12 protein-coding genes are annotated in these 11058 nt (G+C 60.6%); all 12 read left to right on the top strand.

Features of this window, described 5'->3' with window-relative positions; genetic code table 11:
• The first annotated feature begins 559 nt into the window (after positions 1 to 559).
• The 12 genes from Q0741_RS26035 (at position 560) to Q0741_RS25980 (ending at position 10730) form a co-directional block, all read left to right on the top strand.
• Positions 560 to 781, top strand: coding sequence for a hypothetical protein (locus Q0741_RS26035; protein WP_298236106.1), 222 nt, complete (start codon positions 560 to 562; stop codon positions 779 to 781).
• Between the two features lie 24 nt (positions 782 to 805).
• On the top strand, positions 806 to 1540 hold the full coding sequence (locus Q0741_RS26030) for a 2Fe-2S iron-sulfur cluster-binding protein (protein WP_298236105.1): 735 nt from the start codon (positions 806 to 808) through the stop codon (positions 1538 to 1540).
• A 2-nt stretch (positions 1541 to 1542) separates the two neighbouring features.
• Positions 1543 to 1878, top strand: coding sequence for a succinate dehydrogenase (locus Q0741_RS26025; protein WP_298236104.1), 336 nt, complete (start codon positions 1543 to 1545; stop codon positions 1876 to 1878).
• Positions 1875 to 2225: a succinate dehydrogenase gene (locus Q0741_RS26020; protein WP_298236103.1), complete on the top strand. Its 351-nt coding sequence runs from the start codon at positions 1875 to 1877 to the stop codon at positions 2223 to 2225. The genes Q0741_RS26025 and Q0741_RS26020 overlap by 4 nt, the downstream gene beginning before the upstream one ends.
• Positions 2226 to 3974, top strand: coding sequence for an FAD-binding protein (locus Q0741_RS26015; RefSeq protein WP_298236102.1), 1749 nt, complete (start codon positions 2226 to 2228; stop codon positions 3972 to 3974).
• 12 nt (positions 3975 to 3986) lie between these two features.
• Entirely contained in the window at positions 3987 to 4946 is a 960-nt protein-coding gene (locus tag Q0741_RS26010; RefSeq protein WP_298236101.1) for a fumarate hydratase, read from the top strand.
• Positions 4916 to 5602 carry a fumarate hydratase C-terminal domain-containing protein gene (locus tag Q0741_RS26005; protein ID WP_298236100.1) on the top strand — a complete coding sequence of 229 codons (687 nt, stop codon included), beginning with the start codon at positions 4916 to 4918 and terminating at the stop codon, positions 5600 to 5602. The genes Q0741_RS26010 and Q0741_RS26005 overlap by 31 nt, the downstream gene beginning before the upstream one ends.
• 51 nt (positions 5603 to 5653) lie before the next feature.
• A complete protein-coding gene (locus Q0741_RS26000) occupies positions 5654 to 6487 on the top strand; it encodes an amidohydrolase family protein (RefSeq protein WP_298236099.1) in 834 nt (277 codons plus the stop codon).
• Positions 6488 to 6539: 52 nt separating this feature from the next.
• Positions 6540 to 7460, top strand: a complete 921-nt coding sequence (locus tag Q0741_RS25995; protein WP_298236098.1) for a LysR family transcriptional regulator — start codon at positions 6540 to 6542, stop codon at positions 7458 to 7460.
• 6 nt (positions 7461 to 7466) lie between these two features.
• The gene (locus tag Q0741_RS25990; RefSeq protein WP_298236097.1) at positions 7467 to 8369 is read left to right on the top strand and encodes a LysR family transcriptional regulator; all 903 of its coding nucleotides are present in this window, start codon (positions 7467 to 7469) and stop codon (positions 8367 to 8369) included.
• 203 nt (positions 8370 to 8572) lie between these two features.
• On the top strand, positions 8573 to 9646 hold the full coding sequence (locus Q0741_RS25985; RefSeq protein WP_367184183.1) for a Bug family tripartite tricarboxylate transporter substrate binding protein: 1074 nt from the start codon (positions 8573 to 8575) through the stop codon (positions 9644 to 9646).
• Between the two features lie 337 nt (positions 9647 to 9983).
• Positions 9984 to 10730, top strand: coding sequence for a sulfite exporter TauE/SafE family protein (locus tag Q0741_RS25980; RefSeq protein WP_298236096.1), 747 nt, complete (start codon positions 9984 to 9986; stop codon positions 10728 to 10730).
• Positions 10731 to 11058: the final 328 nt, after the last annotated feature.

Here is an 11058-nt window from a genome sequence, read left to right as displayed (position 1 = left end):
TTGCGGCGCCGCAGTTGTTCTGCATCGGCGTGAGTAACTTGGCAGAGTAGTGCTACGCGATCCGGCCCTACAGCGGTACGTAGGTACCCCGCGCAGTGCAGTGCTTCGCAGACCACCTGCGCCAGCAACTGCGTCACTGCGATGCGCTGCGCTACCAACCCGGCCAATAGAGCCCACGCCTGTTCCCCAGGACATTGCGTTCCGGGTTCGACACACTGCGCCGCCCTGGACGTGTTCCTGAGCGCTTCTGGCTTCGGCTTGTGAAGGCCTGCGCAGCGTCATGGCCGCAGTGAGGAGCACGAGCCCGTAAGGGCTTGCTGCGCCAGACACCACCGCCCTCCTCTACGCCCAACGGTGCTTCGTTCATGAAGAACACCGTGCGTACTTGTTTTCCCCATGTTCTGTTTTTGTGCATCAATTTTTTCTTGATCTACTTTTTTGAAAGTTATAAGCTTTTCCCGTGCCACGAGATCAACCTGGTGCTCTTGCAGTACCGGGTGAGTTAAGGAGAACCATGCCTGGAGTCCACCTCATCACTCACGCCCCGCCTGGCTGCGGCATGAGCAAGCCTTTTAGTCTCCTGAGCAACGAAATCATGCCGCGCGACGATGCATGCAACGGTGCCTCGACCCGATTTGCATGCCATGGCGGTGTGGATGCGATAGATGCCCTTGGCATCGACGCCACGGCCAGCGGCCTGACCGCTTGCTTCAACTTCGCCATCGACTGCCAGCCATCGCCGGTTGTCGACGGTGCTGGTTCTGCCGCCACGGCTCACTGAAAGGGAACAGAGAGGCAACCAACGATGGAAATGAATCGACAGAGCCTACAACGAACGCTGACCGTGCGTATCGACCGGGGCGCCGGTCCGAACAACTACGCGACGTACTCCGTACCCTGGCGTGAGAACCAGACGGTGCTTGACGTTGTCACCGAGGTACAGCGCACGCTCGAGCCCGCGCTGGCATACCGCTTCGCCTGCCGGGTCGGTGTCTGCGGCTCCTGCGCCATGACGGTCAACGGAAAGCCGCGTTGGACATGCAGAACCCATGTGAGCCAGGTTCAGGAAGACGGCGTGATCGTGATCGAGCCGCTGCGCAACATGCCGCGGATCAAGGACCTCGTCGTCGACATGTCCGAGTTCTTCCAGAAATGGAAGAAGGCTGGCAACACCTTCGTGGGCACGGCAACGCGCAATGATCCGCCAGCCAACGTCTCGCCCCAGAGCAGCAAGCGGAAGAAGGCCGACGCCGCCATCGAGTGCATCAACTGTGGCGTGTGCTATGCCTCGTGCGACGTGGTGTCGTGGGACAAGGAGTACCTCGGACCCGCGGCGCTGAACCGGGCCTGGACCCTTTTCAACGACGAACGCCACGTGGACACGAAGGATGTGCTGCGCAAGGCCACGTCGGGCAGCGGTTGCAACTCCTGTCACAGCCAGGGCAGTTGCATGAAGCATTGCCCGGTGAGCCTGAGCCCCACAGGCAGCATCGCAGGGCTCAAGAAGAGCGCACTGATGCTGTTCCTCAAGGGGGGTTGACGATGGAGCAGCGTCTGTTTGCGCTTCAACGCCTCTCGGCGATGGTGATGGCGCCGTTCGTGCTCGTGCATCTGGCCGTGATCCTGTACGCGATCCGAGGCGGCCTGACGGCTGCAGAGGTTCTCGGCCGCACGCAAGGGAACCCGTGGTGGATCACGTTCTACTCGCTGTTTGTCATCAGCGTTGGCATTCACGTTCCGATCGGCATGAGGAACATCCTCATCGAGTGGGGACGTTTTGAGCGGCGCACCGCCACCGTCATTTGCATGCTTTTCGCTCTGGTGTTGCTGGCCATGGGACTGCGCGCCGTCATGGCAGTTGGAGGTCGGTGGTCATGAAATCAGCAAGGAATCACAAGGCGTACTGGGCATTCCTCGGGCACCGCCTGTCAGGACTGCTGCTGGGGCTGTTCTTGCCTGTGCACTTCTACGTGCTGGGCATGGCGTTGGAGGACAGCCAGCGGCTGGATCAGTTCCTGAAGCTCTCCGACATGGGAGCCGCCAAGTTCGGCGAGTGGGGCCTGGTGCTGCTGCTGTCCATTCACATGTGCTTCGGCCTGCGGCTGCTGGCGCTGGAGTTGTTGCCGTGGAGCACGACACGCGACGCGCGACTGTCGTGGATCAGTTGGGGTGGCGTGGCATCCCTGGCCGTTGGTGTGATTTTTCTGGTGCGGGTGGTGGCGTAAATGAACATCGAGCAACACAAGACCGACATCCTTATCCTGGGCACTGGCGGAGCGGGATTGTTCGCCGCGCTGCATGCCAAGAAGGCCAATCCGGCGCTGCGGGTGTCGGTGGCAGTCAAGGGCCTGCTGGGCAAGTGCGGTTGCACGCGCATGGTTCAGGGCGGCTACAACGTCGCGCTGTCCGCGGGCGACTCGGTGGAACGCCACTTCATGGACACCATCGAGGGCGGCAAGTGGCTGCCCAGGCAGGATCTGGCGTGGAGACTGGTCGAGGGCGCCGTCGAGCGTGTACGCGAGCTCGAGAACGAGATCGGCTGCTTCTTCGACCGCAACCCCGACGGTACCTTGCATCAGAAGGCCTTCGCCGGCCAGAGCTTCGACCGCACCGTGCACAAGGCCGACCTCACGGGCATCGAGATCATCAACCGGCTGATGGAGCAGGTGCGTGCGCTTGACGTCGAGGAGATGGAGGAGCACCGCGCCATCGAGCTGATTCCCGCCAGTGACGGCTCCGGCATCGCCGGTGTGCTGTTCATCGACATGCGCCGGGGCATCTACCGGTTCGTGCAGGCAAAGGCCGTGCTGCTGGCCACCGGAGCCGGTCCGACCATGTACCGCTACCACACCCCCTCGGGCGACAAGACCTGCGACGGCCTGGCCATGGCGCTGCGCTATGGGCTCAAGCTGCGCGACATGGAAATGGTGCAGTTCCACCCGACCGGCTTGCTCGGCGGGCCCGACACGCGCATGACGGGAACGGTGCTTGAGGAGGGGCTGCGCGGCGCTGGCGGCTACCTCATCAACGGCAAGGGCGAGCGCTTCATGACCAACTACGACAAGCGCGGAGAACGGGCCACGCGCGACGTCGTGAGCCGGGGCATCTACGCCGAAATGCGCGCCGGGCGCACTGGTCCCATGGGCGGCATCTACATCCAGATGAGCCACCTGGGGCCGGAGAAGGTGACCAAGACCTTCCCTGGCATGGTCAATCGCTGCAGGGACTGCGGCTTCGACCTCGCCGGGGGCCGGGTGGAGGTCGTGCCCACTGCGCACTACCTCATGGGCGGCGTCGAGTTCGACGTCGACTGCTCGACGGCCTCACCGGGATTGTTCGCTGCCGGCGAGGATTGCGGTGGCGTGCACGGAGCCAACCGCCTGGGTGGCAACGGCGTTGCCAATTCCACGGTGTTCGGTGGCATCGCTGGCGACTCCATGGCTGCCTACGTCGCCAAGTCCGGACAGTGGCGCGACCCGGACAAGCGCGTGATCCGGCGCGGCATCGAGCGGGCCGAATACCCGTTCTCTCGCCGGCCGGGCCCCATCCACGAGCTGCGCGACGCCCTGTCGCAGACCATGTGGAACGACGTGGGCGTGCTTCGGCATCGGGCAGCGATGGAACGCGGCCTCCAGTCCATTGCCTCGCACCGAGCGTCGCTGCTGGACATCGGGGTGGCCGACGGCGACCGCCGCTACAACGTGACGTGGCACGACTGGCAGAACCTGCAGAGCCTGGTCGACATCTCCAAGGTCATCGCGGTGTCGGCCCTGGCCCGCGAGAACAGCCGTGGTGCGCACTTCCGCGAGGACTTCCCCGAGCCTGGCGACTTGCATACGAGCTGCTACACCCGGGTGAGCTCGCAGGAGGAGGACATCCAGCTGGAAATGGTCCCCGTCAAGTTCGACATCGTGCGGCCAGGCACTTCACTCATCACCGGCGAAGCCGGCCAACCTCCCAAAGTTGCAGCGTAAAGGAAAGGTCAGATGAAGATCCCTATCAGTCGAGTCGAGGAGGCCGCGCTCGAGATCATGAAGCGCGCCGCCATCGAGATTCCGCCGGACTACAAGAAAGGTATCGATGACCTGCAAAGGACCGAAACGGGCAAGCTGCCGCGCTTCGTGATCCGTGCCATGCAGGACAACTGGGAGGCGGCCGACAAGGACCGCCGCCCGATGTGCGCCGACACCGGGCTGCCGCGCTACTACGTCAAGGTTGGCAACGAGGCGTCGGTCCAGCACGGCTTCGTCGCGGTGGAGCGCGCCTTGCGCCAGGCGACCGCCGATGCCACGCAGGCCATCCCGTTGCGCCCGAACCGGGTCCACCCGCTATGGCGCACCGACAACAACAACAACGTGGGCGTCAACTCGCCCGAGATCGAATGGTCCTTCGAGCCCGATGCCGACTGGATCGACATCACCACGGTGCACAAGGGCGGGCTGTTTGGTACCGACTACCGCATGCTGTTCCCCGGGGATGGTATCGACGGCATCAAGCGCTTCGTGCTGGATACCCTCATTGCGTTCGGCAAGCGCGGCCTGGCCTGCCAGCCCGCCATCGTCGGCATCGGTCTGGGTGGCTCCAAGGACACCTGCATGCAACTGGGCAAGCAGGCTGCGTGCTTGCGCACCGTGGGGGACCGCAACCCGGACGCTGGCATCGCCAAGTTGGAGCTCGAGCTGATGAAGCTGGGCAATTCCATCGGCATGGGTGCGATGGGATTCGTGGGCTCATCGATGGTCGTGGACTGCCACATCGAAGTGGGCCACACGCACACGGGTGGAATGCCCATCAGCCTCCACACGTTCTGCCTGTCCTCACGCCGTGCCACGGCTCGCATTCACGCCGATGGCCGGATCGAGTACCGCACGGACCCCCAATGGTTTACCCCCTACATGCGCCGGGAGACGATCGAATGGAACAACAGCGAACTGACGACGAACTGAAGGTATTCCACCTGAATGTTCCAGCCTCGACCGAGGACATCGCCAAGCTCGAGCTCGGCTCAGCCGTCTATCTCTCCGGCGTGGTCTACACCGCCCGCGAAGGCGTCTACAAGAAGGTGCTCGACGAGGGCGTGCCGCTGCCGCTGGACCTTGCCGCGGTCAGCAACGTGAACTTCCACTGCTCCCCTGCGGCTGCAGCGGACAACGAGGGCGGCTACAACGTGGGAGCCGTGACGGCCACCGCGAGCTTCCGCTTCTCCAAGTGGATTCCCAAGTGGATCGAGCGCGCGGGCTGCCGCATCTTCATCGGCAAGGGCGGCATGCCCGCCGAGGACTACAAGCGGGTCCTGGCCCCCGGCGGAGCCGTTTACCTCACGACCGTGGGCTACGGCACGGGTGCGCTGCTTGGACGCGGCATCAAGCGCGTGCAGGACGTCTACTGGCTCGACGAACTCGGCATCGCACAGGCGATGTGGATGTTCGAGGTGGACAACTTCGGTCCGTTCATCGTCGAGAGCGACCTGCAAGGCAACTCGCTGTTTGCACAGCATGGCGAGGAAATCAACGCCGGCATCGAGAAGCTCTACGCCGGCCTGAAGCCCCCTGCCCTGCACCGCTATGGCGAAACGGACGACCGCAAGAACGAAGTCATGTAAGGCGTCCACCGCACCGGGCCAACACGCGCCACTCTTGAATAGGAACCACCGATGATCATCGACTTTCGGATTCGGCCCCCACTGGGCGGCTTCCTCGACACGCTGATGTACGCCGCCGGAGAGCGTCGTGACGGTTTCACGCGCACCGTGGGGTTCGAGCCCTCGGCGGCGGCGCAGCAGCAGTCCATGAACCTGCTCATGCAGGAAATGGATGCGGCCGGCATCGACAAGGGCGTGGTCGTCGGCCGTCTGGCCGGCGTGCTGGGCAGTGTCTCGAACGAGGATGTCCGGCAGATCGTTGCGGACTATCCGCAGCGTTTCATCGGCGCTGCGTCGATCGACCCGACCTCCAGGACCGGAGCGTTCAAGACCATCGACGCGGCCATCGACAATGGGTTCAAGCTCATCAACATCGAACCGGGTTCATACCCCGTGCCGATGTACGCGGACGACCGGCGTCTCTATCCCATCTATGGGCACTGCGAGGACCGCGGGATTCCCGTCATCCTGATGGTGGGAGGGACTGCCGGCCCGGATCTGAGCTACTCGGATCCCATCCGCACCGACCGCGTGCTGGCCGATTTTCCGAAGCTCAATGTCGTCGTCGCGCATGGTGGCTGGCCCTGGGTCACGCAGATCCTCCATATCGCGTTCCGCCGCCCCAACCTGTACCTGTCTCCGGACATGTACTTCTCCCGGATGCCGGGATGGGAGGAGTACGTGAAGGCCGCCGACACCTTCCTTGCCGACCGGATGCTCTACGCCAGCTCGTTCCCGTTCTGTCCCGTCAAGGACTACAAGGCGTGGTTCGAGCAACTGCCGATCCGGCCCGCCAACCTGGAAAAGGTGATGGGGGATAACGCAAAGCGTCTGCTCAATCTGTAACAGCAACCCTTACGCTACCGGTCTGTCAAGCCCTACGCAAACAGGCCAACCCATGGACATCAAGACTCTCTACACGTTGATCGCTGTCGCTGATCGGGGCAGCTTTGCCGAAGCCGGCGTCGCGCTCAATCTGTCGCTGTCTGCCGTGAGCACGCAGATAAGGACGTTGGAGGAAGAGCTGAACACCACGCTCTTCGATCGCAGCCGACGGCCGCCCGTGCTCACGGAAGCGGGGCTGGACTTCACGCATCGGGCAAGGGAATTGATCGCCCACTGGGAAAGCATGAGCGAGGCCTTCAAGAAGGACGCCTCGGGCGGGTTGCTCAAGCTCGGGGCCGTCCACACGTGCGTTTCCGGCGCACTGCCATTGGCACTCAAGCATATGCAGGAAGCCGGACAGCGCCTTGACATCCATCTGACGACCGGACTCAGCCATGACCTGGAAAAAGCCGTTTTCCATCGGCAGTTGGACGCTGCCATCATCACGCAGCCTGAAGGCCCACGGGAAGACCTCGAGTTCCACCCTTTCGTCGAGGAGTCGCTGGTGGTGATCACGCATTGCACCACCAAGCCAGGCACCGACAAGGAGGTGCTTGAAAACACGCCCTATGTGCGCTTCAACCGTTCCGCGCGTGTCGGGTTCCAGATTCAACAGGAGATCATTCGGCGCAACATCGCTGTGCGTTCCATGATGGAAATCGACACGCTCGAAGGCGTGATAGCGATGGTGGCCAATGGGCTGGGGTCTTCCGTCGTCCCTTCGCGCCAAGTGGAAAACGAATTTCCCAAGAACGTTCGCACCAGCCCATTTGGCGATCCGCCGCTGACGCGCCGTCTCGGCGTCCTCGTCCCGCGCAACAGCCCCCGTGCACATCTTTCACAGATGCTATTGGAAGCATTGCGGACAGTTTCTTCTCAAGGCAAGCGCACCGTTGCCAAGCCTTCCAGAGCGCGAATGGCAGTGAGTGGTTGACGATTCATGGCCGCCCTGCGATTCACGCTGAGACAGATGGAAATATTTTCGTCGGTGGCCCGTTGCGGCTCAACCGCCAGTGCTGCCGAAGACGTCTCGTTGTCGCAGTCGGCTGTCAGTGCCGCCCTTAATGACCTGGAATCGGCACTGGGGCATCAACTCTTTGACCGCATCGGAAAAAAGCTTGTTCTCAATGCAGTCGGCAAAGCCTTGAGGTCACGCGCCGCAGATATATTGAATCTTGCACGAGGCATTGAGACGGATTTTCATGGCACCCATCCCACCAGCCACCTCAAGATCGCGGCAAGCACGACAATTGGCAACTACCTTATTCCAAAACTGCTGACGCAGTACGCAGACATTGAGCCGTCAAGGCAGGTCGACGTGCATATTGGCAATACCTCGGATGTTCTGCGCGCGGTATGCGAGTTCAAGGTTGATGCGGGTGTCATCGAAGGGCCCTGCAATACGCCTGGTGTCTCCCTTCGGAACTGGAAGAATGACGAACTGGTCGTCGTTGCATCTCGGCAGCATCCTTTGGCAATTTTTCAACGCACAACGGGTCAAGAGCTCGACTTGCCGACACTCCGGAAGGCCACATGGCTTGTGCGCGAGGAAGGTTCGGGTACCCGCGACGCTGTTCAAGATGCCCTGTCGAGTCATCTGGGCCGCGTCGACAACCTGCGTGTCCTGGGAAGCTCGGAGGCGATCAAGCGGTCCGTCATCCTGGGATTGGGCGTCAGTTGCTTGTCCCGATTGTTGATAGACGAGCAACTCCAGGCCGGCAGCCTCGTTGAACTGGCCACAGAACTGCCCGCCATTCAACGCTCGTTCCATATCGTCACCCATCGTGAGCGAAAAATGAACGAAGCCGCGGAGCGCTTCTTCGCGCTGCCCTGTCAAGGGTAGACGCCGACAAGATTAATCCAGTCAAGCCAATCATGCGCCGATGCAGATCGACGCAGGAGATATTTTGCCCATCTTCCTGAAAACAAGTAGATCTTATTGAATCAACAAGAATAAGTTGCTTCCTCCAAAGCAATAACAAATACAGTCGCCATACCGCCTTCCAAGGACCAGAGACGGCACAGAGCCAGGAACAGGAGACACCGATGAAATGCCTGACACACACGATTTCAGCCCATGCAGTTCAGCCGGGTGAGGATTTTCACGCCGCGGCATCGGATCGAAGCCTGGTCATGCCGCCGAACCCGCGGCGGCGTGTCGCCATTGGCGCCATAGCGCTCATGGCTGCGGCCTCTCTGGCGCCGGCGCCCACATGGGCGGCAGACTGGCCGGACAAGCCGGTCAAGATCGTTGTGCCGTTTGCAGCAGGTGGAGCGACTGATCTACTCGCACGCGCGCTGGGAGCTGAACTGGGAAAAATCTGGAGGCAGCCAATTCTTGTTGACAACCGCCCTGGAGCAGGGGGCGCGCTCGGAGCAGACGTGGTCGCGAAGTCTCCGGCGGATGGCTATACGTTGCTGCTTGCTTCCGGCAGCCAATTCACAGTCAATCAGTTCATATATCAGAAACTGCCGTACACCATCAAAAGTTTCGAGATGATCACCAAGGTAGCCGGTGGCCCCATGGTGGTTACCGTAAACACCAGCGTACCGGTCAGGAGTTTGAGGGAACTGCTCAGCCACGGGAAAGCCAATCCAGGACAACTGCATTTTGCTTCGGCGGGCAACGGCAGCCAGGTACATATGGCGGGTGAGGCCTTTGCAGACGCAAGCGGTCTTGATCTCGTGCATGTGCCGTACAAGGGTGAAGGGCCGGCGTACGCGGACCTCATGGGAGGTGCGGTGCAGATGGCAGTGGGCAACATCAATGCAATCTCTCCCTTGCTCAAAGGCGGACGGCTGCGCGCCTTGGCGGTGACCGGGAAGGAGCGTTCAGCACTCTTGCCAGAAGTGCCGACCGCGGCCGAGTCCGGGCTGTCGGGATTCGAATTCATCGGGTGGTTCGGACTGACAGCACCGACTGGAACGCCAAAGAGCCTTATCGACAAGATTTATGCCGATGTGCAGCAGGCATCGGAGCAACCCGGAATGAAGCGCTATCTCGCTGAACAAGGGATGACGCTTTCGGTCACCGGCCCGGATGCCATGAAAACCGACATTACCAGCGAGTCTGCCCGCTGGAAGGAGTTGATTGCCAAACGAAAGATCAACGCCAACTGAGCGATCGAGCCTTGCACATCTCTTGACAAAGGCCCCATGAGCCCGCGACGAATTGGCGCTTCCTTGCGTTCTCTGCCAAGTGCGGTGCTCTCGGCAAATGGGCCTTTTTCAAATCTCGGCAGTCAGCGCTTCCCATGCCCTGCCAACTGTCCATCGGCAGTTCGAGTGTCCATAGCCTCATGCTCCATCCTCAAAATTCAAACCACAAAACCATGAGCCTCTGACTTGACCGTCAGTTGCCTCAATAGGCCTTCCAGTCCGGATTGAATTTCATGTTTGACTCTCAGCAGCCAGCAGGCAAATATTCCGTGTGGACGCAAGACTGCAGGCGGTCTCCTTGGATTTTCACGTCATGAGTTTTTTATTGACGGCCTTGACCATAACAGGTGCGTACACGGTCTTTGGAATGACAGGCTTTGGTGCAGCAATGGTCGCGATGCCCGCGCTTGTCCAGTTCAAGCCATTGGCGCATGCGGTGCCGCTGATGCTGTTGCTGGACTTGGCGGCCACGCTGATGGTCGGCAGCCGCAGCTGGCGCAATGTGGTTTTTCCGGAATTGCTGAGCCTGGTACCGTGCATGGTGGTCGGCGTTATTCTAGGAGCAGCAGCCCTGAGTTATATGGATACAAAACCCCTGCTACTGTGCCTGGGAGTGTTTGTGATCTGCAATGCCGTTTGGAGTCTGCGTTCAACTGATGGACAGACAAATCAAGCCAGCGCTGGATGGAGCATTCCATCAGGTGTGATCGGTGGCATATTTGGTTCAGCGTTTGGCACAGGTGGACCGATCTACACCATTTACTTGGTCCGCAGGATTACCGACATGGCCAGCTTTCGTGCCACCATTGCTGTCGTGATACTGATCAGTGCCTTGTTGCGCACTGCCGTTTTTGGTGCGACTGGCCTACTGTCCGACAGCACGTTGCTCTTGAGCATCTTGTCGCTTTCCCCTTTCTGCATTGCAGGTGTTTTTGCCGGCTCAGCGTTGAGGCGCAGAGTTGCGCCTCACCGAATCCGAAAGCTTGTACTGTCTCTACTGTTTGTCGGCGGATCCGCTGTAATTGTACGGGCGCTGCATTCATAAATTCGACCGAAGTTTTTGCAGCGCCAAGTGCAGCGGATCTGGCCAACCGGTGCGCAATCCACCTGTCGTTGTGCAACCAAGGTCGGCTTCAGCTCTTGGCAGTGCGCCAGTGAAACTGGGCGTGGAACGGTCTTGCGCCAGCTGGTTTTCATCTGCACTGCAACTTTGAAGGAGAAAGTTTCCATAGGAGCCAATTGGGGCGACTCTCTCGAAGAGAGTCCGGATTAAGTCATCCACAATAAATTATTTAACTCAGAATGCCATTTTGTAGAATGTCCCGAAGTTGTCCAAGATATGACAAACATCACGCTCCAACTCCTGCGCGGTG

The sequence above is a fragment of the uncultured Azohydromonas sp. genome (assembly GCF_937926365.1).
Classification (GTDB): Bacteria; Pseudomonadota; Gammaproteobacteria; order Burkholderiales; family Burkholderiaceae_C; genus Azohydromonas.
Note: the sequence above shows the minus strand (reverse complement) of the source record. Positions and strands in the feature narration are given on the sequence as shown.